We start from the raw sequence: 23829 nt of genomic DNA on the forward strand, positions 1-23829 counted from the left end.
AGATGAACCGCCCATTGCGGACCCGCATGATGGGTGGTGTGGGGGCTGGAGGTTAGAGACCTCCGGCTACCCGATTAGCTTTCGGTTGCAGGTTCTTGACCTGTTAAAATTTGTTGTTTTCTTTGAGCTTCAGGTAAATCATTTACGCAGTAGTTGATGTAATACACTGTTAGCATAAATGTATAAAAACCATTCATTCTTAAGTCTATTTTATGCTCAGTTAAGGCATATTCTTGCAATGCACTTTTAGCTCTAAATGACCAAATAATATATAGAACCCATGACGCGATTGTAACTAAACCAGCGATAACGTCTAAAATTTCGTCTCCAAGGTTTGAAAACGCTCCGCCAAGCCCGACACAAACTGCTAACCAAGTTAGAAAAGTATTATCAGCTATTTTTTTTGATGTTATTTTTTCTAACTTTTGAGTGTTGAGGAACATCCATATTACTGGGTAGATTCCTGCCGTTGCTATTGTTAAAAGAACCAAGTTTAAAGTTTTAGTGTTGATGGCGTCTTTTAGTTCCGTGATTGTTGACATAATGTCTCCTTGTTTCACTATTGATTATTTTGTTTTGAAATCTATTTCGATTGGTTATCTTTATGATAAAGGCTTATCGTTATAAAGCTCTTTTAAAAATAGATCTAATTGCGCTTCTGACATGGTTGAACCTAAATCTTGCTCTGTTTCTTCTCCAGAAGAGTTTATAGCATTCATTCCTATTGCTGAAATTTCAAATGAATCATCTTTATTCACCTTAAACTGTACAACTAGTGACAGCTCTTCTATGCCTTTTCCCTTTAGTTGCTTAAAGATAGGGTAGTTATCAGTAAAAACACCTTTAACTTCTACAATTTTTCTGCCGTTTGATGTTTCAAAACTTCTCCAGTCAGTTGATGTAAAATAACTATATTTATCAAAAGCATCTCCAACTGTGATCGAGTTATCAAAATGCATAGTTCCATCTTTTACACTAGAAAGATCACTTCCACAGCCAGTTAGAATTAAAGAGAAAAGTAAAATTGAAATAAATTTTTTCATGTAGGACATCCTGTTTATTATGTGACATTTTAAAGTACTTATTGTTTGTATTCCGTATTCAGTAAATATTTAGTCGATGATATATGCCTCCTTGCTCTGAGTCAGTTTATGAGAAAGCTAACAGCTTATTGAACACCACTATGGGGGTTTATAACACCCCAAAACGGCGTATATTACATAGCTTAATAATTCCACCAAACAACTCTAATGTAAACAAGTAATTACATGTGTTATAAAATTGCCTTTGTTAAAGTGCCCCAAAACGACTTTTAATAATGTTATCCGACAAAACCGCAACCACTGCCAATTTATACAGGTATTAATTATAAAATTTAGCTGGTGTGAAACACCCTTTTTTAACACGGAAAAAAGAACACATATAATGAAAAGTGTGCAAAAACACGATTGATGCTTACCTTCAATGAGTATGGGTTACAACTTTTATGTAATTTCATGGTACGCACTATCCTAGTGCTAGGAGCGTTTACGCGGTTGAGTCGTTTTAAATTCATTAAACCAATATACAAAAAAGCGCTGCAAATATGCAGCGCTGTCATTACTTAACGGTTGTTTATTTAAACTTTGTACTTAAAATTAAAAGAAGCCGAGCGGATCTTCGCTGTAGCTTACTAATAGGTTTTTAGTTTGTTGGTAGTGACCCAGTGCGAGTTTGTGGTTTTCGCGACCAATACCTGATTTTTTATAGCCGCCAAACGCGGCATGAGCCGGATACATGTGGTAGCAGTTAGTCCATACTCGGCCTGCCTCAATTTTACGCCCCATACGATACGCTTGGTTCATGTTGCGGCTCCATACACCGGCGCCTAAACCAAATTCAGAGCTATTGGCAAGTGCCAACGCTTCGGCTTCGTCTTTAAAGGTCGACATTGAAATAACCGGGCCAAAAATCTCTTCTTGGAATACCCTCATGTCGTTGGTGCCTTTTAATAGCGTAGGCTGAATGTAATATCCGCCGTTAAGATCATCGCTTAACTGCTCTACGTTGCCACCAGTAAGTACTTCGGCGCCTTCTTTTTTACCTATTTCGATGTAGCTTAATATTTTATCAAATTGCGCTTTAGACGCCTGCGCACCTACCATGGTTTCGGTATCTAGCGGGTTACCACGTTTAATTTGTGCAGTGCGCTGTAAAATGCGTTCAATAAATTGCTCGTAAATATCTTCTTGAATAAATAGTCGCGATGGGCAAGTACATACTTCACCTTGGTTAAAGTAGGCCAGTATTGCGCCCTCTATTGCTTTAGATAAAAAAGCGTCGTCTTTGTCCATTACATCGCTAAAGAAAATATTGGGTGACTTACCACCTAGCTCTACCGTTGATGGAATTATGTTTTCGGCGGCGCATTTTAAAATATGTGAACCCACTGGGGTAGACCCCGTAAAGGCGATTTTAGCAATACGGGTGTTGGTAGCCAGGGCTTCACCTGCTTCTTTACCAAAGCCATTAACTACGTTGAGTACGCCCGCTGGCAGTAAGTCGCCAATCACTTCCATCAGCACTAAAATAGAGGCAGGGGTTTGCTCTGCTGGTTTTAGTATTACACAGTTACCCGCAGCTAAGGCTGGGGCTAGCTTCCACGCTGCCATTAGTATTGGGAAGTTCCACGGAATTATTTGCCCAACTACACCTAACGGTTCATTAAAATGATAGGCAACGGTAGTTTCATCAATTTCACTAATACCGCCCTCTTGTGAGCGCAGGCAACCTGCAAAATAACGAAAGTGATCGGCGGCTAGTGGAATATCGGCCGCGAGTGTTTCGCGAATTGCTTTGCCGTTATCCCACGTTTCGGCAACTGCAAGTAACTCTAAATTTTGTTCAATACGGTCGGCTATTTTTAGTAATACGTTACTACGATCGGTAACCGATGTAGTACCCCACTGCGCTTTTACTGCGTGGGCTTTGTCGAGCGCAAGTTCAATATCGTCTTTGTCGGAGCGCGCTACTTTACAAAATACTTTACCGTTTACAGGGCTAATATTTTCAAAGTACTGGCCGTTTACTGGCTTTACCCATTCTCCTCCAATGTAGTTTTCGTATTGCGCTTTAAAGGTAATTAGTGCATCTTTTTCGCCTGGATTTGCATAAATCATAGTGATACTCTCTTGTTGTTATTAGCTAAAAGTCGAGCTATTGAATAAGTCTTTTTGCTTTATATTTAATCAAGTGCTGTTTTATAATTAATCAGCATTGATTGACATTAAACTATCAAACACTTAAAAGCATGTATTGCTGTCCACAAAAGTTGTCTATGAGTCCAGATTTAAAAGGGATTAAAATGCATACTCCGCAATTAAATAAGCAACGCCAGCAATTAAAGGTGCTAATTGAAAATAAAGTGACCTTTGCTGCCGATAATAGCGAGCTAAGTATTTACGATACTTATCAAAATGCACAAAAAGTAGCTTTGCATTCAAAAGAATTACTTTTTTGCGCCATGCTTAGTGGTAAAAAGGTAATGCATGTAGAGAGCTGCCAATACCATAAGGCATTTTTACCTCACGAATCCTTTGTATTAGCACCAGAGCAAGGGGTATTAATTGACTTTGAACAAGCATCTTTAAGCGCGCCTACTACCTGCCTTGCTATTGAAATAAGCACAGACAAAATAACGCAGGTGGCTAATGCACTCAATATTGAGCAACGCTTTGCCAGCGATGACTTATTTGCCTATACACCGCAGCTGGTACATAGCCAGCACAATAGCCAAACCCAACAACTTTTAGCGCGTATGGTGCATTTATTTAGTGAGCCCGACGAGCAGCGAGGTTATTTAATCGACTTATCGTTAAACGAGCTTATTACCCGTTTGCTACAGCAGCAAAGTCGAGATTTATTACTAAAAAACGGCAATAATTCGCAGCTTAAAACACCGGTAAATAATGCTTTGCAATACATAGAAGAGCACTTAAATGAAGCATTGGATATAGAGAGGCTGTGTAAAATTGCCTGCATGAGTCGCAGCAAGTTTTATCAACAATTTAAGTTGGCCTTTGGTACTAGCCCGGCACTGTGGCAGCAGCAACTTAGGCTTAAAAAAGCCTATAGTAAATTGTTGCAGGGGCGCACGGTTAGCCAAGCGTGTTATGAGCTGGGTTTTAATTGCCCTAGCCATTTTAGCCGCTTATTTAAACACGCCTATGGCGTACCACCAGCAAGCATTGCCAAGAAAAGTCATTAAGTGGTGGTTTAGATTAATTTTACAGCGAGGTTAATTGACGTTTCGTAGGCACTAAATGCGCCTACGAAACTTATTTTATTGTATTTTTTATTGCACATTAATACTGCGTATTAAAACCAAATTTCAACCTGAGCGCCTGCAACTAAGGCACTTTCGTCGCCCTCTTTGCCTGCAACACTTAACCCAGACTCTTGCCCGGCAGCCTTGTTCCAATCAAAATTACTTAGATAAAAGAAGAGTAAACAGAGTGGTAGGCTCCCTCAAAAGCGCTGCACTTAAACGCTATTAAGGGATAACGAGGGGATTTAAATCAAACTAAATCAAACTAAAATAACTAAAAGCACATAAACTAATACCGGCTAATAACCATACTAATCCGTAGCTTTGCCAAAGTATTGCGTTATTATAAACCTGCTGCGGGTTATTTTTGTCAACTAACAGTGTGCAGGTTTTACCTTGTTTAAAACGGGTAAACATTTTTTCACGATATTCCACTAATACACTGTGCACCTGCCCATCAAAACGAAAACTCACTAGCATAGTTGGCTGATGCAACATTTCGGGTGCTGTTATTTGATTATTTGCCACGGCAGTTATTTGTTCTACCACACAAACCCGCCAGTGGCGTTTACTTACTTTACATTTTAACCAGCGTACAAATGGCAAAGTGCCAATTATTATAAATAAAACCCCCAACCACAACAGAGCCATACACCCACCTTTGTTTTTATTTTTATAGTTTACTAAACAACATACACAGCAAACAAAATGCCTAGACTATGTAGTACATACCTAGATTAATATAGCGCATTGGCTTTATTAAATACATGCTCAGATTACAAAGTTTTACCGCAATCAACTTGCAGTTAACCTGCCGCACAAGCACAATAGCCGCATAAAAGAGGAGATCATTATGACCACAATTGGTATTGGCACCCAAACCAAAGAACAAGCACTCGCTAGCTTAAGCAATATGACCAGCGATTTAACCCCTATTCAACCGGCAGAATATTTATCTCGTATAGCCAAAGCGCAAACGTATATGCAAAACAATGGCATTGATGCCATTTATTTAAATGCAGGTACTAACCTCGCCTATTTTACCGGTATGCGTTGGTATGCAAGTGAGCGTTTAGTTGGCGCAATTTTGCCTGCTAAAGGTGAAGTGCAATACATAGCTCCTTATTTTGAAATTGGCTCACTCAATGGTTTTAAAGTAATTGATGGGCCAATCCGTGGCTGGCAAGAGCATCAAAACCCATATCAGTTATTTGTTAATATATTAACGGAAATGGGTATTGCGGCTAATAGCACTATTGGTATTGACGAAAGCGCGCAGTTCTTTATTTTTGATGGTATTAATAAAGCGCAAACGGGCTTAAATTTAGTGAATGCTCAACCTGTTACAGCACATTGTAGAATGCATAAATCAGCCAATGAGCTGGCGTTAATGCAACGCGCTATGGATATGACCTTAGTGGTTCACCAAGCTACGGCAAGCATGCTGCACGAGGGTATTAGTACCACTGAAGTTGAAGAGTTTATAAAGCTAGCGCATCAAAAAGTAGGCGCGCCGGGTAACTACTTTTGTATCGTGTTATTTGGGCTTGCAACGTCATTTCCGCATGGGGTAAAAGATCCGCAAATCCTTAAAAAAGGCGACATGGTACTTATTGATACTGGCTGTAAAGTAGATGATTACTTATCTGATATTACCCGCACTTATGTGTTTGGTGAAGCGACAGATCGCCAACGTCAATTTTGGAATAATGAAAAAGCAGCACAAATTGCAGCTTTCAATGCAGCAAAAATTGGCGTGCCATGTGAAGACGTAGATACAGCTGCGCGCAGCTACTTAGCCGAGCAAGGTTTAGGCCCTGATTACCAAACACCTGGTTGCCCGCACCGTACAGGCCACGGCATTGGTTTAGATATTCACGAATGGCCTTACTTGGTAGGCGGTAATAAAACACCACTAGCCGCTGGCATGTGTTTTAGTAACGAGCCAATGCTGGTTATACCGGATGAATTTGGGGTACGCTTAGAAGATCATTTTTATATGACCGACAGTGGTGCAAAATGGTTTACCGAGCCTAGCCACAGTATTGACGACCCGTTTGGTTTACAAAAGTAATATAAGCTCAAATTAACTAACATTTGTTTATTTAGCTTAAACGACTAAATACTACTGCGCAGTACAACACCACGCGCAGTAGTTTATTTTGTGAGTTGACGTTTAACCAATCGCTGTTTGTTTTTTTGTACGTTAGCCAACCACACTAAGGGTAAAATAATTAACGATGCGCCAATTATTAAGCCAAGTGTAGGTACTTCGCCAAACCAAAATAACCCAACAACGACAGCCGCCACTAAGCCGCTATATTCAGCACTAGCAACTTGGCTCGATTCGATTTTGCTATAAACATACACGCAAATTCCCGCATAAATTAAAATAAATAGTGTAGAGCCAAACGCAGTAATAAGTGCGGCCCAATGCCATGGCTCGTTTTCCCACAGCGCCAAACCTAATCCCACAGGCATACCTACTAAATTGGTAAGTAACAAAGTTTGCATAATACTATGGTGCTTAGGTAACTTACGTATTAGTACATTATTTATTGCCAGTGTAATTGCGACTACAAGTGCAAATATAGCCGCCCAATTAATCTCGGTAGGCTGAATAACAATAAGTACCCCTATAAAGCCAATAACAGCCACAGCTATGCTGCTTTTTGTTAGCTGTTCACGAAATATCATTACTGCTAAAGGCAGCATTAATAAAGGCGCTGCATAAAAAATAGCGTTAGCGGTTGCAAGCGGTAAAGCTTTTAGCGCAAACACCATAAATATAATACCAAATAACCATACATGTCCGCGTACCGCATGCCATTTTAAACCGGCAAATAAATGTTTTTTATTCGCCGACAAACAAAACGGGAGCAAAATTAATACTGCGGTAAGTTGGCGCATAAATACAAACTGAAACGTGGGGCTTTCTGCTGGTAAAGTTTTAATTATAGCGTCAGAAAAAACCGCAATAATATTACCCACCACAAGTAATGTCATGCCTAAGCCAACTGATATTTTTTGCATTGTTACTCCGTGCCCGCAAATTAAAAACGCTAGCATAGAGCAATTCGTTTAATTATGTATAATGATTAAAATACTTTTAGTATGATTTTAACTAATAATGAAATTACCCCCATTACGTGCTGTTCAGTGTTTTGAATCTGTAGCGCGATTAAATAGTTTTTCTAAAGCAGCAGAACATCTAAATGTGACGCAAAGTGCCGTGAGCCATCAGGTTAAATTACTAGAGCAATATTTAAACGAGCCGCTATTTAACCGCAGTGGCCGTAGCTTTTCGTTAACCGACGCGGGCAATCGTTACTATCAAGAAGTGAGTCATTCATTAACCAGTTTAGCCTCTGCCACACAAAAAATACGTTACGGCGAGCCTGGGCATATTCGTTTAGCACTTTATAGCTCATTAGCTGTAAAGTGGTTAATACCGCGATTAGAAAGCTTTAAACATGACTCGCCAGATATCGACTTAACTTTAAATATGATTGTAGATGAGGCGGATTTTAGCGACCGTGTTGCCGATTGTTTTATTACCACAACGCCACCTAAAGGTGAGTTTGTCAGCTTATTTTTATTTGCAGAAAAGCTTTACCCTGCTTGTGGCAAAGGCATGTGGCAGCAATTAAAAAATCAATCGCTGCCCAATGAATTATGGAAGCACCCGCTGTTGTCGGTGCAGTATGATGAGTCAGAGCAACGTAGCACCAATGACTGGCAGCAATGGTGTAAAAGCGGCGGCTTTGAGCTACCTAAAAACGTAAGAGTTAATCACTTTAGTCACGTTATACTGGCCGCAGAAGCTGCGCGTTATAATTTAGGTATTACGCTTATTGATGCGTTTTTTATTGCCTCACAGCACGATAACCACTTAGTTAAGTTGCCACTGCATGGAGTTGAAACCGGCTGTAAATTTTATTTTGTATATAAAAAATCGCGAGCAAAACAAACCGATATTATTACCCTAAGCCGCTGGCTAAAAGCCCAGTGGGCCGAGGTTAAAAAATAAAAACACATAACTTTACTGCTATTTTATTTATACTTACCACACATTAATACTACTCTTTTAGCCACTCAATGGCTGTGGTGGCGTTTTCAAAGTAGGCTACTTTACCTGCTACAAACCAGCCCGCTACTTTGGCTAAGGTTGCTTGCCACTCTTTATTGCCGTAAACAGCCACTTTTTTAAAGTTTTTACCGTGTTTTAACCCAAGCTTTAAGTCATCCCATGCGGCTCTAAGCTCCCAACCTTCTAATTGTGAGCCATCTATCAGCACTTTAACTATAGGGTGTTCCACTTTACTTAGGGCTGAGTCGATCATCGGTGTAATAATCTTATAATCTTTGTGAGTTAATGTGCCTACTGCTTTTAGTGTTAAAAAAAACTCACTTCCTGTGCGTTCAATGCCAATAGATAAACCGTGCGTTAAACCAACCATAATAAGTACTCTTACAATAAATGTACTTTGAGTATAGGTGATAGCTTAAGGCCTATACTGATACAACTCAAAGCTCAGCTATAACGGGTGTTTTGCTACTTCATTTGAAGTGGTTAATTATGCATTCTTTAATCGAGTGATTTGGTTTGCTACATCAGTTAAATAACCGGTTTTAAGCCAGACTATTGCGCCTGTACTTCCTGCTTTAGCATTAACAGTGCTATTAATAGGCACTCTTAACCAGCTATTTTTAATAAGGGTATCTGTTTGCTCGTTAAGCAATCCCTCAAGTACTAACAGCTCAGCCCCATCCTTTGCATTTATAACCATGTCGGCGTTAGGTTTAAAGTGCAGTAAGCTTACCTCTTCAAAGTTATCTTTATATAAAGAAATTACGCTAACATTATTAAACTGGGGGTGCGTAACGCCTTGCATTTTTTTAGTGTGTAAACACACATGCTGTCTATCTTGTGGTTGAAACTGCCACAATTTTACAAATATTACGCAGCCCCCCTGAGATCCCGGTTTGTGCTTTGACTGGGGAGGATTGCGAATATAACTACCTACAGGGTAATCGCCGTGCTCATCTTGAAATACGCCATCGAGCACTAAAAACTCTTCACCACCTGTATGTATATGCGGCGAAAATTCACTGCCAGGCGCATAGCGCACTATGCTTGTAGCGCGGGCAACTTCATCGCCTACTCTGTCCAAAGGGCGTCTATGTACTCCCGCCATTGGCGAGGCTACCCACTCTAGTTTTTCACTATGTACAACAACGCGCTTACTAAAATCAGCGGCTATTTTCATTTTTTTTCCTAACTCAGTTAAAGCAATTAACAAATAATAACAGTTATATTGGTAGCATTAAATTAAGTCATGTTATTTAGCCGTAAGTGTGATGGAGCTTTTATTATTATTATTAGGCATAAAAAAACGAGCAGGTTTAACTGCTCGTTTTTAATTAACACTTATGATTTATAGTCATTTTTTAATTAATAACTTTTACTCTACCTTTGTGCTTAGAGTGCACTATGGCAAGTGTAATAAAGCCAATCACTGCTACCACTGCACCAATTGGTTTGCCCATATCACTTGATAAGTTAAGACCAATTGCCGCTGTCATAATATATGAAAGCGTCACTGCTGTGGCAATTACTGCAGGAATACTGGCAATCCAATGGAATGCACCGCGGTCAAACAAGTACTTAGTTGCCAGCCATAATACGCTAGTAGAAAGCAGCATGTTTGAGAACGCAAAGTAGCGCCAAATAAGCGAGAAGTCGAGCTTAGTCATAAAGTAAGCAATTGCTAAAATTGGAATCGCTACTAATAAACGGTTACGTAAGCTTTGTGGAATATTAAACGCATCAACTACAGTTAAACGCAGTGAACGGAACGCAGTATCACCTGAAGTGATTGGGAATACAGCTACAGCAATAATAGCCATAACACCACCAAATACACCTAAGTAGCTATTAGCAATATGATTAACTACTAAACCTGGGCCACCTTGATCAAGTAATGCTTTTAAACCTGCATAACCTTCTGGGAATGCTGCAATACCAGCAAGTGCCCAAACACAACCAACAATACCTTCACACATCATGGCGCCGTAATATACCGGGCGTACATATTTTTCGTTTGTTAAACAGCGTGCAATAATAGGTGCTTGTGTTGAGTGAAAACCACTAATAGCGCCACAGGTAATTGTTATAAATAACAATGGCCACGTAGGTAAACCATCCGGGTTGGGCTCTAAAAAGTCATGTGCATGATCACCACTAAAGTAAGCTAAAAAGTCACCTGCAACAGGTAAGTGTGGTGCGTTAATTAATAACGAAACTGCAATAGCAACTGTCATTACAATCATTAAAGCGCCAAAAATTGGGTAAAACTTAGTAATAATTTTATCAATTGGTAGCAAGGTAGCTAAAAAGTAATACGCTAAAATAGCCAACACCCAAAAGGTGTTATTTGCCAGCATTGTACCTTCAAAAAAATCAAGGTTACTTAATAAGCCCGCAGGGCTCATAATAAATACTACGCCTACAAAAAATAGTAGCATGGCAGTAAATATCAGCATAAAGCCTTTAAATACAATGTTGTAGTAATGTCCGGCTATTTCTGGCAGGCTTTTCCCGTCTTCTTTTATACTCATAACACCTGAGAAGAAGTCGTGAACAGCACCACCTAACACGTTACCTAGTACAATCCAAACTAGTGCAACGGGCCCGTATAAAGCACCAAGAATAGGACCAAAAATAGGACCTACACCGGCGATGTTTAAAAATTGAATTAAAAATGCACGCACAGGATGAATAGCCACGTAATCAACACCTTCGCTAAAGCGCTGTTGTGGTGTTTCAATCGTTGAGTCTAAACCTGCTTGCTTTTCAACAAAGGGACTATAAAATTTATAACCCAGTATTAAAATTGTGATGCAGATAAAAAAGATGATCATAAAGCATGTTTCTCTTTTTGTATTTGTATTAAAGAGCGCACTGTTTGCCGCTCCGGCCTTTCATTCCGTGAATAATCGACGAACATTAACAAAGGATTAATATTCTTACTATAAGACGTTTAGCTAATACTATAGTCGAATAAAATAACTTAGACCTATTTCGTGGCCTTATTGAACGTTAACTGTGCAGAATGTAAAGATTTAGAGTAATAAAAAAGGCAGTTTTACTGAGTAAATCTGCCTTTTTTATTCTGCCCGATAAGTTATCGATAAAAATTAATAATACCTTATCACCAATTTATTTATGGGTTCATAAACTCATTTATTTGTTGATGCGTTAAAGTAGGTGTTGCTCCGGCACTTTCGGCGACCATAGCACCAACAGCACAAGCAAAGTCAACCGCATGTTGTGCGCAATCACTACTGCACAGCTGATAAATTAACGAGCCTAAAAACGAATCCCCTGCGCCAACTGTATCAACAACACTAATTAAATAGCCTGAGTTATAGTAGTTTTCGCCTTTAATGGTGAGTAATGCGCCATGGCTGCCTTTAGTTACACATAAATATTCGGTATTAGTTTGTGCAGCAATAAAGGCTAAGTTTTGCTCAAGCGAATGAAACTTACAACCCATAGCTTTAGCAATTTCGTATAGCTCTTCGTCGTTTAATTTGATGAAGTCGGCTTTGTTCATTAAATCTACGAGTGTTGCTAATGTGTAGTGAGGCGCACGTAGGTTTACGTCAAACACTTTAAAGTTTGCTACATCAACTAATTGATTTAATGTTGCCAAAGACGTTTCGCTTCGCCCTATTAGGCTGCCAAATACAAATACATCGCTACTTTTAACTTTACTCAGTAACTCATCTGTAAGCGCTATATTATCCCACGCTGTATCTGCCACTATTTCATAACTTGCTGAGCCACCACTATCGAGTGTTACCTCAACCGTGCTGGTTTTTTTGTCACTATTAATAGCAATATAATCGCAGCTTACGCCTTTGCTCGCAATTTCGCCGAGCAGCTCAGCGCCTAACTCGTCGTTGCCAACAGCGCTGATCATGTCGGCTTTAATGCCTAGTGAGTTAATACGCACACACATATTAAGTGGCGCGCCACCTAAGCGTTTACCAGAGTCAAAACAATCCCACAGCACTTCGCCAAAGCAGCTAACACTTACGTTTTCGCCTGATTTATGATTAATTAAAATACTCATAATTAGTTACTCTTTTGCTCAAGTACAGCCTGCATAATGGCTTTAATTTTACTATTAGGTGCGTATAGCGCGGCAATCGATTTTTTATACTCTGCAGTAAAAGCTTCGTTATGCTCAAGCTTACCAAACAAGCTCGTTAACTTTAAAAATGCAATCGGGCTAGTTTGAGTCTCTTGCGCGTAAGAATTAAGCTCTTTGTACATCGCATCTTGAATTTCAAGCTTTTCGCCTTTTTCACTTACACCTTTATCGCTGTATAAACACCAAGTAGCAATAACCAGTGCAGCCAACGATATATCTCGACCTTGTACTAGGTTTTCGTTAATTGTAGCAATAATAAACTTAGGCAGTTTAGCTGAGCTTTCACTGCAAATACGCGCCAGGCTGTCTTTAATATTAGGGTTAGCAAAACGCTCTATTAACGTATCTTTGTAGCTTTGAAGATCAATACCTTCAAGCGGTTCAAGGTTTGGCGTTACTTCTTTATCCATAAAAGCACGTAGGTATGTGGCAAATAATTCATCAGATACCGTTTCGTCAATTGTGGCATAACCATGAATTGAACCTAATAAACCAAGCACAGAATGCCCAGCATTAAGTAAACGTATTTTCATGGTTTCATAAGGCGTCACATCAGTTACAAACTGTGCACCAACAACATCCCAATTTGGGCGAGAGTCACTAAATGTGTCCTCTATTACCCATTGTGTAAACGACTCACAAGTAATTGGCCACTCGTCGCTAACACCATAGGCATCAACCACGTAATCAATATCACTCTTTTTAGATACCGGTGTTATGCGGTCAACCATCGCATTTGGAAACGATACGTTTTGCTCAATCCACTCACTTAGGTTTTTGTCTTGCTCTGTGGCAAAGGCTAAAAGCATTTTGCGTGTTACGTTACCGTTATGCTGAATGTTATCGCATGACTGCACTGTAAACGCGCCCAAACCTTGCTCTTTACGCAGTTTTAGCGCAGCAGTAATGTAACCAAACGCCGTAATTGGGTCGTTCGGGTTATTAATGTCGTTAATAATATCTGGATTGCTGTAATCAAATTCGCCCGTTGCCGGGTTAAAGTTATAACCGCCTTCGGTAATAGTAAGCGATACAATTTTAGTATCGCTGTGTGCGAGTTTATTAATTACCGCTTGTTTGTCCTCTGGAGCAAACAAAAAGTCGATCATTGAGCCAATTACTTTGTTATCTATTTTACCGTCTGGGTGTCTAACAGTTAGCGTGTAAAGGTAATCTTGCTGCTTTAAAATATCACGCAGACCACGGTTACCCTCTAACAGGCCAACACCACATATGCCCCACTGCTCAGAGCCTGGGGTTTTTAAAAGCTCGTTAACATATACCGCTTGGTGAGCACGATGAAAGCCGCCTACACCAATATGAACAATCCCCGCTTTAACGGCGCTACGGTCGTAACTTGGTGTGTCAACATGGCTTGGTAATTGAGCCAAGCTCTGTTGGTTTAGCCCTGTAACAAGAGCGTTTGTGTGTTGATGTTGCGTCATGGTGCGACCTTACTAAACAAAAATAAAATATAAATTACGATACTGTATTACGATAAGTAATTACGATGCTGTATTGAGTACTTTATGGCGTTTTAACGACCAGTACGCAGTAACAAAATAAATAACAGTACAAATAAAACAGGCAATTTCGAACTGCGACTTATTAGCGCTGTACATCACCATAGTGTCACTGAAAAACATCACTTGGCTGGCAAATATAAAAATAATCACCAATGAAATAGTCGATATGCCATTAAGAACTTTGGTAAATACAGAGCTGTCAATTACTGGCTTTGGAATGTCTTTAGCCTCAGCTGCTTGATATTCTTTAATATTACGTTGCTCTTGCTCTTCTGCTGCAATTTCTTGCGTGTAATCTTCACCGGCACCGTATTTTTTAGCTAAAAGTGTGTAAATAACGATGGTGAAAATCCAGGTAGGAATAAACAAGTAGTAAAACGACATTACATCAATTGCGTTTAAGCCAAAACCGAACACAAGTGCAAGTGCCCATGAGGCAATAGCAGGGATGCTGCGGGTAATATTTTTATATTTAGCCCAGTAACGTGTTAAGCCAATTTTAGGAAATAACACATGCTCGGCAAATACAATGCCGCCCACTGGCACAACTAATAAACCGGCGTAGGTAAGTAGTGGTAGCATTTGTGAAAATACAAATGGGAAGCATGCAATTATTACGGTTACCACACCCACTATGGCGGTGGTGCGCTCACGTGACTGATTAACAAAAATAGATTGCGCTGCAAGGCCAGCGCGGTAAAGGTTTGCGTTAGCTGTAGTCCAACCGGCAATAATTACAATAACAAAGCCAGTCCAACCTAATGCATGGTATGCAACATCACCCGGATCAAGTGACGAAATGGTTGTTTTAAGTAATACCGCAACACCTGCGCCCATAATACCGGCAGAGATCCACGCTAAGTAATGACCAAAAAACATACCCACACCAGAAAACAAACCATAGCTTTTGCGTTTAGCAAATCTAAAAATAGCCATGTCGATTAAACCAAAGTGAGTAATTGAGTTAGCAGCCCATGCAAAGCCAATCACTTCTAATAGGCCAATGCCTTTTTCACCATCGGCATTGGTGCCCGTCCAGATGGAGGAGTCGCCTATGGTCATAAAGTCGCTAAAGCTAGTTAAAGAGGTAGAACCCAATACGTGGTTTGAAAGCTCAGGGAATAACGCGAACGAGCCTGCAATAAATATAACAAATAGCCAGGGCGCACACAGTTTTGAAAAGTCAGCAACGGTTGAAAAGCCATACATAGCAACAAATACAACAATTGAGCCAACGGCTAAAACAATGGCGACAAACCAAAAGCTGTTTGGATACCAATCAAGCTGCGCGGGTATGTCGAACAAAAACCGCACGGCGGTGGAGGATACCGTGATCATGGCCGCCGATATAACACTAAAAATAACTACATTAGCCCAGTTATAGAGCTTGGTCATTGAGTTACCAGCAATTTTGTTTAAGTAGTTATATAAACTTAAGCGGGTTTGTACTGCAATGGGTGCCGTAATTAGCCACCAAGAACACATTGCTAACAGGTTACCTATTAATAACCCCAATAGAATGTCGATGGTTGATGCGCCTAATGCAACAAAGGTTGCGCCAATAACAAATTCAGTGGCAGCAACATGTTCACCAGCGTATAGCCCTGCAAAATGTTTCCAGCCGTGAAGCTTATTATTAGCAACCGGAAGTTGCTCTTCGTTTACATCTTTAAATGTGTGTGTGTGTGGACTCGTTGCCATGGTATTTCCTAGTTGTTAACAGCAAAGTACTTAATACCTAAAGACTTTGCTTCTTATAATTTAGTTTTATAAACGCGTAACCACTTGTTTTAGTTTTTATAATTAATACCAGTACTAACAACGCTTATATTTTGCCACTTATAAACCCTATAAATGTGTGTTGGTATAAGTAGCCATGTTTAAATGTTTTTACTTTTAAGTGCAGGATAAGCTGTAAAAAACTGCTGCCAATGAGTTAAGTGAGCAATATTTGGATACGCTTTATGAACATAGTTAATGGCCGTTTGCATGTGCTGCCCGCCACTGTAATGCAGTACTTGCATATTGGCATTTATGGCTGCACATACGCCAGCTTCGCTGTCCTCAATTACCAAGCAATGCTCTGGTTTTACGCCCATTTGCTTAGCTGCATGTAAAAATAAGTCGGGGGCGGGTTTACCACGCTTTACTTCACTGCTGGTAAATATCGTATTGCTAAAACAGTTACTTAAATTAACTATATCTAATGCTTTAGCTGTACGTGCTGGACTGCTACTTGTGGCAATACATTTGGGCACAGCTAAGTTATTAAGTACTTCGTTTATGCCATCGGTTGTACTGAGCGCTGAACCAAACTCGTTTAAGAGCGCTTCTCGGTAATCATCTTCAAAGCTATTTGGCAAAGTGACATTAAAGGCGTTTTGGATTTTTTGACTTACGGTTTTAAAATTACACCCCAAAAAGTGTTGCTGTACATATCCGCGGTCAATGTTAACCGTTAAATACGCAAGCATATCAATCAACACTTGAGCGCTGAGTATTTCACTGTCGATGACTACCCCATCGCAATCAAATATTACTAAATCAATTTTAGCGTTCATTGGGTTACCTTAAACATTTACTTTTTGTGCAAAACACCAGATGAGCATAAGCCCGACTAGCGAGCATATTCCCTTTATTGTTTTTGAATGTCAACAAAAAGTGAACGAATTTACTTGTCGCTACTACAAACATAAATAAACAAAACTAAAAGCCGCTGTATTTAATCAAGTTTACAAAAAATATATAAACCTAAAATTGGATCTAAAAGTATATTTTAAGCCCCTCTTGCAATCTTATTTATGAATTATTCCAATCTATTTAATCAACTTTACCGAACAAAGGAATATTCATACACTCCTCAACAGTTAAACAGCCAGCAGCACTGCCGGCAATTTTAAATAATAAGGTCGACATGAATATTTTATTAAACGCAATAAACAAGAATACAAAACTAACATTAAGCGCGTTAACACTTGCGATGGCATTACCAGCAAGCGCGGCTACATTAACTAAAGACAACGGCGCAGCTGTTGGCGACAACCAAAATTCAATAACTGCAGGCGAGCGCGGCAGTGTGTTATTAGAAGACGTACAACTAATTCAAAAACTACAACGCTTTGCACGTGAACGTATTCCTGAGCGTGTGGTACATGCGCGTGGTACGGGTGCTCATGGTGTATTTGTGGCATCTAAAAGTTTAGATGATTTAACCATGGCAGCACCTTTTACCGAGGCCGGTAAAGAAACTGACGTTTTTGTACGTTTTTCATCGGTAATTCACTCAAAAGGTAGCCCAGAAACACTGCGCGACCCACGTGGCTTTGCGATTAAATTTTACACCGATCAAGGTAACTGGGATTTAGTGGGCCTTAACTTACCGGTGTTTTTTATTCGTGATGCAATTAAATTTCCAGATATGATCCATTCATTAAAGCCATCACCTGTAGATAACATTCAAGATCCTAACCGTGTTTTTGACTTTTTTTCATACGAACCAGGCTCTACTCACATGTTAACGTGGGTTTATAGCGACTACGGCACACCAGCAAGCTTACGTAAAATGGATGGTTGGGGTGTTCACTCTTATAAAATGATCAATAAATCGGGCGATGTTAAGTACGTTAAATTTCATTGGGTAAGTAAACAAGGCATTGAGAATTTAAATGCAAAAGAAGTCGCTGAAGTTCAAAGCCAAGACTTTCAACATTTAACGCGTGATTTATACAGCGAAGTAAATAAAGGTAACTTCCCAGAATGGGATCTATACATTAAAACGCTTGATCCGTCGCAGCTTGACGACTTTGATTACAACCCATTAGATGCAACAAAAATGTGGTTAGGTGTAAAAGAAGTGAAGGCAGGTACATTAACGCTTAATCGCATGCCAACTAACTTTTTTCAGTCAACAGAACAAGTAGCAATGGCACCGTCTAACATTATTGCGGGTATTGAACCCTCAGAAGATAAGTTATTACAAGGGCGTGTATTTTCATACGCAGATACGCAAATGTATCGCCTTGGTGCTAACCATCAACAGTTGCCAATTAACCGTGCAAAAGTGGAGGTAGTTAACTACAACCAAGACGGCGCAATGAACTATGGTAATACTCAAAGCAACGTAAACTATCAACCAAGCCAAGAAAACGTAGCTGAAAACCCAATTGCCCGTAGAAGCCAAACGCAACTGCAAGGTTACGTACAACAAGCCGCCATTAAAAAGCAGCAAAACTTCGCGCAAGCAGGTGTTTTATACCGAGGTTTTAGTAAGCAAGAGCGTACTAATCTGATCAATAACCTAGCGGGCGATTTAGTAAAAATAAAAGACAGTAACGTTAAGCACAAAATGCTTAGCCACTTTTACAAAGCTGATAGTGAGTACGGTACACGTTTAACTAAAGCCGTTAATGGCGATATTAAAATAGTTAAGCAGCTTGCAGCTAACCTGTAATTAGCAAGTTACAAAACATTAGTCCCAACTAAACAAGCTGTTATATAAGTAACCACAACCATGAGGAAGGAGGCAACCAATCCCCTTCCTCTTTTTAAAAGGTATAAAGTAATGCGTAATTTATTAATTATAGTAGTGCTACTAATAAGCTTTACCAGTAGTGTTTACGCTCAAAATACAACGGATACACAAACACCTAGTACACAACTTGAAAACCAACACTCAGCGCAAACACAATACGAGAGTTTATTTGCTTATTACTTTGCTGCTGCACGTACCAACGATACCGCTGTAATTAAGCAATTTGTAAGTGCCGGCATTCCTATCGACAGCTATAACAATAAAGGTTACACCGCATTAATGATTGCCACTTACCATGGTAATAAAAATACGGTAAACACACTTTTACACTTAGGCGCTAATGCTTGCATGGAAGACAACCGAGGTAACACAGCCCTTATGGCCGCTATTTTTAGAGGTGAGTTTAGTATAGCCAAAACACTGGTATCACTTGATTGCGACAACGCACATCAAAACAAAGCAGGCCAAACAGCCGAGCAATTTGCACACACATTTGGCCAGCAAAAAGTGCTCAATTTACTCACGCAGGTTAAAACTCTAAATAAAGTTCAAAAGCCCTTATAAAAGAGCTTTAGGTGTAACTAAACTTTAGCGGACTGCTTATTTAAGTCGTTACTTCTACATTATATTTTTGGGGTTTATCTCGCGTTACAAAGTAGCAAATTAGCGAGCCAAGTGTTACCAGCACCACTCCTTGCCAAAACGAAGCACTTAACGTAATAGACAAATACAACGCCGAAATAATAGTAGAAAACACCGGCGTAAAATACGAAAGCGTTCCAAGCAGCATTAAGTTACCGCCAATAATCGCTTGATTCCACAGTGCATAACCACTGCCAACAACTACACCCGCAAGTAACAATGTCATGCTTGAGCTGATTGAAAACGTTAATGGCGCTTCATTACTAAAACCATATTGCGCCCACAAACTCATTGCCGTAACAGTAAAAAATAACGTAATAGCATTTTTACCATTACTTATTTTTTGCGTTACTACGCAATAAATAGCCCATATAAACGCGGCAGCTAATGCCATTAAATAAGTAGCAGGATTATCAGCAAAGTTAGTAACTAACGTATCGACTGACATTTCTTGATCGCCCGTAATACACCAAGCAACCCCTAAAAAAGCAATGATCATACTTGGGTAAACCCAGTAACTTACTTTTTTACGCCCAATAATAATAGAGAGCAATATAGTCAGCGTGGGCCATAAATAATTAATTACCGCCATTTCCATAGCCTGATGGCGGCTATTTGCCATACCGATAGAAAGTGCCAAGCAAATTTCGTACGACACAAATAATAAAGTACCTACTACCAAGTAGCGTTTCGAAAATCCACTAAACTTAGGCACTCCCATAACCAAAATTAAAAATATCGCACTTACAGAGTACATAGCCGCAGCACCACCAATGGGGCTAAACAACTCAGAAATATCCCGTAGTAATGCCACTAAGCAGCTCCACAGTAATATTGCAGCGACTCCATAAAGTGTATATTTATTTTTGCTTATAAAATCCATATTAAACCTAAAGTACTACTTAATAATTTGCAGCTAAACTAACAGTAATTTTTTGTTTTAACAATAACATGCCGTTAATCTGCAGTGCATAACTAGCATTATCAAAGCTAAATATTATCACTATAGTTATAAGCAATAAGCGTAAACAGCCATTCAGTGTTTAAATTTAGCAAAGCAGCACAAACGCTAGATAAATTAAAGTTACTGACTCTTTTGTCTCGTATTACCACTTTTACAGTGGTGTGGTTAAATAACTCACTAAACAGAGAAAGCAAATATGAACAAGTTCACGACTCCCGATCTATACGACGAACACCGTGATAGCGTACAAGTAGCCGACTGTGGATTACAGCACTTTGGCAACAAAACCACCTTTAGTGGTCAAGTCGTTACTGTAACGTGCCCCGATGACAATTCGTTTGCCGCTGAAATACTTCATCAAAATGGCGTAGGTAAAGTGCTGGTTATTAACGGCTTTGCTAGTAAACGCTTTGCATTTATTGGCGATATTATGGCAGAGCGTGCTTTAAAAAATGGCTGGGAAGGTATAGTTATAAATGGTTGTTGCCGAGATATTGAGATTCTTGCTACCTTAAATTTACCTATTATGGCGCTTGGCTCAACACCACGCTGTACGTTAAAGCGAGGTTGTGGTGAAAATAATCAAGCTATTGCCATGTTAAGCGTCTGCATTGAGCCTAATGATTGGCTTTACGCCGATGTGAACGGGCTAATTGTGAGTAAATATAAACTTAGTTAGTTGCTAAATCACAACTAAAATAGATTAGCTGCCGCTTTTTTAATAAAATCTGAAACAAAAAAGCCCAGCATTGCTGGGCTTGTGTCATATTAATAGGTAACTATTTTATTAGTTAAAAGTTACCGTCACTATGTTTGAACACACGTTTTCAGTTACACACACTTGATAGTCGTACGCAGGTAGTGTTGCACCACGTACATAATCACGATAACGACCGTTATCTGAGGTTGTGCCTACTAACTCGCCATTACGATATACATTTAATGACTGAGCACCCACTTGCTGCCAACTTAGCTCTACACGCATTGTGCCTAAGCGTGATTTATTAGCGCGCTTAAGGCTTAGCTCAATCTCTACATCACTCACTACTACAGTTTGAGTTGATGCGTTGGTATTGCCTTCGCTGTCGGTAACAGTTAATTCAACTTCATAGCTACCCGCCACTGCATAAGCATGCAAAGGGCTTGCATCGGTTGATGTAGCACCATCACCAAAGCTCCACTGCCACTGTGTAATATCGTTATTAGCATCTGTGCTACTATCGGTAAACGAAGCCGTTAAGCCTTGTGTTTCAACGCTAAAACTAGCACGTGGTGGTTGCGGGCTTACCTCTCCAATTGCACTTAAAGTAAGTGACCAGCCATTTATATTACCTGTATCAGCACCGGCAGTGTCTTGTACATGTAATGCCCAATCGCCAGTGGCTACTTCGCCATTAAATGCATCCGAAGTGAAGCTTTTAATAATATCGTCTGAGCTACCGCCCTCTTTATTTTGTAACGTTATTGTAGTGCCTTGCGCTGAGATAAGCTTTACAATTAAATCACCAGACCAAGTATGACTAATGTTAACATCGGCAACTGTATTAAAAACGGTTAACTCATCTGCAATCGTAATTACAGAGCTTACACCTTCTGGCGCATTATCAGGAATAGCAATATTTTCATCACTGCTGTAAGTAAAATCATTCAACCCCATAGGTTTAACCATTAATTTTACAGTGCTTTCCTTAACTCTATCATCCGACGTTGCTGTAACGGTAAACTCATATTCACCCCACTGCGTCTCTTCAGTGGTAGGTACTACTAACTGTACTTCTTCACCTGGGCGAGCAGTGTTTCGTGAAAGTGACGCTGAATCTAAATTACCTGTCAATGCAAACGCAACATCACCATCCCAATTGGCAATTGAGCCTACACTAAACGTATAGCTTGCTGACTCACCCGCAGTGATCTCCTGTGACAAAGGGCTAACGCTGAGTTTAAAGCCTGGGGTTGGATCTGCGTCAATTAGCGCTTGGTTTACATTTAATCGTGTACCAGCAACCGTTTTACCCTGTAGTGCTGCGTTGGCATCGCCGCTACTCATTAATAACTCTTTTAATTCTAACGCTGTTAGATCTGGGTTAACTGATAAAGCAAGTGCTGCAGCACCAGCAACATGAGGCGTTGCCATAGAGGTGCCTGAGTAACTACTATAAGCGTTTCCTGGCACAGTAGATAAAATGGCAGTACCTGGGGCACCTAAATCAACACTTGTTAAGCCCCATTGTGAAAAGCTCGACATAGCATCATTACGATCTGTACTTGCTACAGATAAAATACTATCGTGCTCATAGCTTGATGGATAATGAGGGTTAAGATCATTGTCTAATGCATCGTTACCTGCCGCAGCTACAAAAAGTATATCTGCCGCTTCGCTTGCATCAATCGCTTCAGCAAGTGCTTGGCTAAACCCGCCGCCGCCCCAGCTATTGTTTAGCACACGAAGGTTAACACCTGAATTTTTAAGGCTAATCATATAATCAATACATTTAATTGCCCCAGAAGTACTCCCCGTGCCATCAGCAGCTAAAAATTTACAGCCAACAATAGACACTTCATGGTTTACCCCTACAACACCGATCGCATCATTGCCACTTGCACCAATAGTCCCTGACACATGAGTACCATGCCCTTGGTCGTCCATTGGATCGCCACTATCAGTAATTGCATTGATACCATAAATGTCATCTATGTAACCATTCCCGTCATTATCTATACCATCTCCTGCAATTTCAGCGGTATTTACCCACATATTACTTGCAAGGTCATTATGGCTATAATCAACACCGGTATCGATTACACCTACCACTACATCTCGGCTACCAATAGAAATAGTCCATGCTTCTGGAGCATCAATATCTGCATCAACGGTACCACCTGACTGGCCTACATTATGTAAGCCCCAAAGTTCATCAAAACGGGGATCATTGGGTACATTCGCAATACTAACTTTATAATCAGGTTCTACATATTCAATGGCTTGGTGCGACTTTAAGCGCTCAATCGCTTCTTTGGTGCTCATGCCCGCTACTTTAAACTTAGCAAGGCGACCTGAAAGTAATGAGGTATAGCTGTCATCTATTTCATCATTATTTAAATCTGAAATTTTAGCTCTAACTAAAGATCTTGCATGCTTTCGCATTGCTGGGGTGGCATTTTTTTTATATTTAACAATTAAAGAATCACTAGTCGCTGCATCTTGTTGTTGCATCACACCAACATCGGGCACTTTAGCGGCGGCTAAGCAAGGTAGGAGTGCAAGTGTAATAATAGATAATTTTGTTTTCATTGTTCTATCCATAGTTTGGGTTAACTTAGTAACACTAAGTAATTTTATTTACTACTTCAGTACAAGGGATCACATGGCAAGCTATTAGAAAACAGCTAAAGATAAAATTACACAAGCAAGAAAAGCAAAAACCAATCATTTTGACTAGATTTTCATCGGAAAAACATAAAATACAGCCGTTGTTATGAACTTGTTAAATAAGTTAAAAAGCGTAGACCTCCTTCTTTTTTACTGCTTTTTGCATAAAACCATAATAAAAACAAAAAACAACCATAAGCACATGAAATATAAGCACTTTAAAATTGGTAAAAAATGATGATTTAACAAATTAAAATTAACTAATACA

20 protein-coding genes are annotated in these 23829 nt (G+C 39.7%); 6 read left to right on the plus strand and 14 right to left on the minus strand.

Translation table 11 applies throughout. The features are described 5' to 3' along the window. Positions 1 to 74: 74 nt before the first annotated feature. The 3 genes from HC000_RS11605 to HC000_RS11615 all read right to left on the minus strand — a co-directional run bounded on the left by HC000_RS11605 (position 75) and on the right by HC000_RS11615 (position 3158). Positions 75 to 542 carry a DUF4234 domain-containing protein gene (locus HC000_RS11605; protein ID WP_179807717.1) on the minus strand — a complete coding sequence of 156 codons (468 nt, stop codon included), beginning with the start codon at positions 540 to 542 and terminating at the stop codon, positions 75 to 77. A 60-nt stretch (positions 543 to 602) separates the two neighbouring features. Further along, complete coding sequence (locus HC000_RS11610; protein ID WP_179807718.1) at positions 603 to 1043, minus strand: hypothetical protein; 441 nt, start codon at positions 1041 to 1043, stop codon at positions 603 to 605. 594 nt (positions 1044 to 1637) lie between these two features. After that, positions 1638 to 3158: an aldehyde dehydrogenase family protein gene (locus HC000_RS11615; protein WP_011329851.1), complete on the minus strand. Its 1521-nt coding sequence runs from the start codon at positions 3156 to 3158 to the stop codon at positions 1638 to 1640. Between the two features lie 185 nt (positions 3159 to 3343). Between HC000_RS11615 and HC000_RS11620 the strand changes: the two genes are divergently transcribed. Then, a complete protein-coding gene (locus HC000_RS11620) occupies positions 3344 to 4246 on the plus strand; it encodes an AraC family transcriptional regulator (RefSeq protein WP_024605394.1) in 903 nt (300 codons plus the stop codon). 315 nt (positions 4247 to 4561) lie between these two features. Here HC000_RS11620 and HC000_RS11625 read toward each other — a convergent pair whose 3' ends face one another. Next, positions 4562 to 4957, minus strand: coding sequence for a hypothetical protein (locus HC000_RS11625; protein ID WP_033012968.1), 396 nt, complete (start codon positions 4955 to 4957; stop codon positions 4562 to 4564). 202 nt (positions 4958 to 5159) lie between these two features. Here HC000_RS11625 and HC000_RS11630 point away from each other — a divergent pair, with 202 nt between their 5' ends. Then, on the plus strand, positions 5160 to 6380 hold the full coding sequence (locus HC000_RS11630; protein ID WP_179807719.1) for a Xaa-Pro peptidase family protein: 1221 nt from the start codon (positions 5160 to 5162) through the stop codon (positions 6378 to 6380). An 83-nt stretch (positions 6381 to 6463) separates the two neighbouring features. Here the strand turns inward: HC000_RS11630 and HC000_RS11635 are convergent, their stop codons facing one another. Next, positions 6464 to 7339: a DMT family transporter gene (locus HC000_RS11635; protein ID WP_179807720.1), complete on the minus strand. Its 876-nt coding sequence runs from the start codon at positions 7337 to 7339 to the stop codon at positions 6464 to 6466. 97 nt (positions 7340 to 7436) lie between these two features. On the opposite strand from HC000_RS11635, the gene HC000_RS11640 reads away from it, so the two are divergent. Then, positions 7437 to 8336 carry a LysR family transcriptional regulator gene (locus HC000_RS11640; protein ID WP_010553616.1) on the plus strand — a complete coding sequence of 300 codons (900 nt, stop codon included), beginning with the start codon at positions 7437 to 7439 and terminating at the stop codon, positions 8334 to 8336. Between the two features lie 49 nt (positions 8337 to 8385). Here the strand turns inward: HC000_RS11640 and HC000_RS11645 are convergent, their stop codons facing one another. The 7 genes from HC000_RS11645 to HC000_RS11675 form a co-directional block, all read right to left on the minus strand. Next, the gene (locus tag HC000_RS11645; RefSeq protein WP_179807721.1) at positions 8386 to 8766 is read right to left on the minus strand and encodes an STAS/SEC14 domain-containing protein; all 381 of its coding nucleotides are present in this window, start codon (positions 8764 to 8766) and stop codon (positions 8386 to 8388) included. Positions 8767 to 8883: 117 nt separating this feature from the next. Beyond that, complete coding sequence (locus HC000_RS11650) at positions 8884 to 9576, minus strand: cupin domain-containing protein (RefSeq protein WP_179807722.1); 693 nt, start codon at positions 9574 to 9576, stop codon at positions 8884 to 8886. 181 nt (positions 9577 to 9757) lie between these two features. Further along, positions 9758 to 11230, minus strand: coding sequence for a carbon starvation CstA family protein (locus HC000_RS11655; RefSeq protein ID WP_011329843.1), 1473 nt, complete (start codon positions 11228 to 11230; stop codon positions 9758 to 9760). Positions 11231 to 11532: 302 nt separating this feature from the next. Next, positions 11533 to 12447, minus strand: coding sequence for a carbohydrate kinase (locus HC000_RS11660; RefSeq protein WP_011329842.1), 915 nt, complete (start codon positions 12445 to 12447; stop codon positions 11533 to 11535). A 2-nt stretch (positions 12448 to 12449) separates the two neighbouring features. Next, positions 12450 to 13973, minus strand: a complete 1524-nt coding sequence (locus HC000_RS11665) for a mannitol dehydrogenase family protein (RefSeq protein WP_179807723.1) — start codon at positions 13971 to 13973, stop codon at positions 12450 to 12452. Positions 13974 to 14033: 60 nt separating this feature from the next. Beyond that, positions 14034 to 15755 (minus strand): hypothetical protein, encoded by a 1722-nt coding sequence (locus HC000_RS11670; RefSeq protein ID WP_179807724.1) that lies wholly within the window; start codon positions 15753 to 15755, stop codon positions 14034 to 14036. Between the two features lie 179 nt (positions 15756 to 15934). After that, on the minus strand, positions 15935 to 16615 hold the full coding sequence (locus HC000_RS11675; protein WP_089369143.1) for an HAD family hydrolase: 681 nt from the start codon (positions 16613 to 16615) through the stop codon (positions 15935 to 15937). 353 nt (positions 16616 to 16968) lie between these two features. Between HC000_RS11675 and HC000_RS11680 the strand changes: the two genes are divergently transcribed. Together HC000_RS11680 and HC000_RS11685 are read left to right on the plus strand one after the other, a co-directional pair. Then, on the plus strand, positions 16969 to 18504 hold the full coding sequence (locus HC000_RS11680; protein ID WP_089369142.1) for a catalase: 1536 nt from the start codon (positions 16969 to 16971) through the stop codon (positions 18502 to 18504). Positions 18505 to 18615: 111 nt separating this feature from the next. Continuing rightward, positions 18616 to 19149 (plus strand): ankyrin repeat domain-containing protein, encoded by a 534-nt coding sequence (locus HC000_RS11685; RefSeq protein WP_089369141.1) that lies wholly within the window; start codon positions 18616 to 18618, stop codon positions 19147 to 19149. 40 nt (positions 19150 to 19189) lie between these two features. Here HC000_RS11685 and yddG read toward each other — a convergent pair whose 3' ends face one another. Beyond that, positions 19190 to 20110, minus strand: a complete 921-nt coding sequence (gene yddG, locus HC000_RS11690; RefSeq protein ID WP_011329837.1) for an aromatic amino acid DMT transporter YddG — start codon at positions 20108 to 20110, stop codon at positions 19190 to 19192. Between the two features lie 277 nt (positions 20111 to 20387). Between yddG and HC000_RS11695 the strand changes: the two genes are divergently transcribed. Continuing rightward, a complete protein-coding gene (locus HC000_RS11695) occupies positions 20388 to 20870 on the plus strand; it encodes a putative 4-hydroxy-4-methyl-2-oxoglutarate aldolase (RefSeq protein ID WP_011329835.1) in 483 nt (160 codons plus the stop codon). Positions 20871 to 20978: 108 nt separating this feature from the next. Here HC000_RS11695 and HC000_RS11700 read toward each other — a convergent pair whose 3' ends face one another. Then, positions 20979 to 23483, minus strand: a complete 2505-nt coding sequence (locus HC000_RS11700) for a S8 family serine peptidase (RefSeq protein WP_089369139.1) — start codon at positions 23481 to 23483, stop codon at positions 20979 to 20981. Positions 23484 to 23829: the final 346 nt, after the last annotated feature.

The sequence above is a fragment of the Pseudoalteromonas sp. MIP2626 genome, assembly GCF_013414205.1.
Lineage (GTDB): Bacteria > Pseudomonadota > Gammaproteobacteria > Enterobacterales > Alteromonadaceae > Pseudoalteromonas > Pseudoalteromonas nigrifaciens.

Bases quoted from the DNA above. Each gene is read 5' to 3' on its own strand.
- HC000_RS11605 (WP_179807717.1), bottom strand. From the start codon at position 542: ATGTCAACAATCACGGAACTAAAAGACGCCATCAACACTAAAACTTTA.
- HC000_RS11625 (WP_033012968.1), bottom strand. From the start codon at position 4,957: ATGGCTCTGTTGTGGTTGGGGGTTTTATTTATAATAATTGGCACTTTG.
- yddG (WP_011329837.1), bottom strand. From the start codon at position 20,110: ATGGATTTTATAAGCAAAAATAAATATACACTTTATGGAGTCGCTGCA.
- HC000_RS11635 (WP_179807720.1), bottom strand. From the start codon at position 7,339: ATGCAAAAAATATCAGTTGGCTTAGGCATGACATTACTTGTGGTGGGT.
- HC000_RS11620 (WP_024605394.1), top strand. From the start codon at position 3,344: ATGCATACTCCGCAATTAAATAAGCAACGCCAGCAATTAAAGGTGCTA.
- HC000_RS11655 (WP_011329843.1), bottom strand. From the start codon at position 11,230: ATGATCATCTTTTTTATCTGCATCACAATTTTAATACTGGGTTATAAA.
- HC000_RS11660 (WP_011329842.1), bottom strand. From the start codon at position 12,447: ATGAGTATTTTAATTAATCATAAATCAGGCGAAAACGTAAGTGTTAGC.
- HC000_RS11685 (WP_089369141.1), top strand. From the start codon at position 18,616: ATGCGTAATTTATTAATTATAGTAGTGCTACTAATAAGCTTTACCAGT.
- HC000_RS11700 (WP_089369139.1), bottom strand. From the start codon at position 23,483: ATGAAAACAAAATTATCTATTATTACACTTGCACTCCTACCTTGCTTA.
- HC000_RS11650 (WP_179807722.1), bottom strand. From the start codon at position 9,576: ATGAAAATAGCCGCTGATTTTAGTAAGCGCGTTGTTGTACATAGTGAA.
- HC000_RS11665 (WP_179807723.1), bottom strand. From the start codon at position 13,973: ATGACGCAACATCAACACACAAACGCTCTTGTTACAGGGCTAAACCAA.
- HC000_RS11680 (WP_089369142.1), top strand. From the start codon at position 16,969: ATGAATATTTTATTAAACGCAATAAACAAGAATACAAAACTAACATTA.
- HC000_RS11645 (WP_179807721.1), bottom strand. From the start codon at position 8,766: ATGGTTGGTTTAACGCACGGTTTATCTATTGGCATTGAACGCACAGGA.
- HC000_RS11630 (WP_179807719.1), top strand. From the start codon at position 5,160: ATGACCACAATTGGTATTGGCACCCAAACCAAAGAACAAGCACTCGCT.
- HC000_RS11615 (WP_011329851.1), bottom strand. From the start codon at position 3,158: ATGATTTATGCAAATCCAGGCGAAAAAGATGCACTAATTACCTTTAAA.
- HC000_RS11640 (WP_010553616.1), top strand. From the start codon at position 7,437: ATGAAATTACCCCCATTACGTGCTGTTCAGTGTTTTGAATCTGTAGCG.
- HC000_RS11670 (WP_179807724.1), bottom strand. From the start codon at position 15,755: ATGGCAACGAGTCCACACACACACACATTTAAAGATGTAAACGAAGAG.
- HC000_RS11610 (WP_179807718.1), bottom strand. From the start codon at position 1,043: ATGAAAAAATTTATTTCAATTTTACTTTTCTCTTTAATTCTAACTGGC.
- HC000_RS11675 (WP_089369143.1), bottom strand. From the start codon at position 16,615: ATGAACGCTAAAATTGATTTAGTAATATTTGATTGCGATGGGGTAGTC.
- HC000_RS11695 (WP_011329835.1), top strand. From the start codon at position 20,388: ATGAACAAGTTCACGACTCCCGATCTATACGACGAACACCGTGATAGC.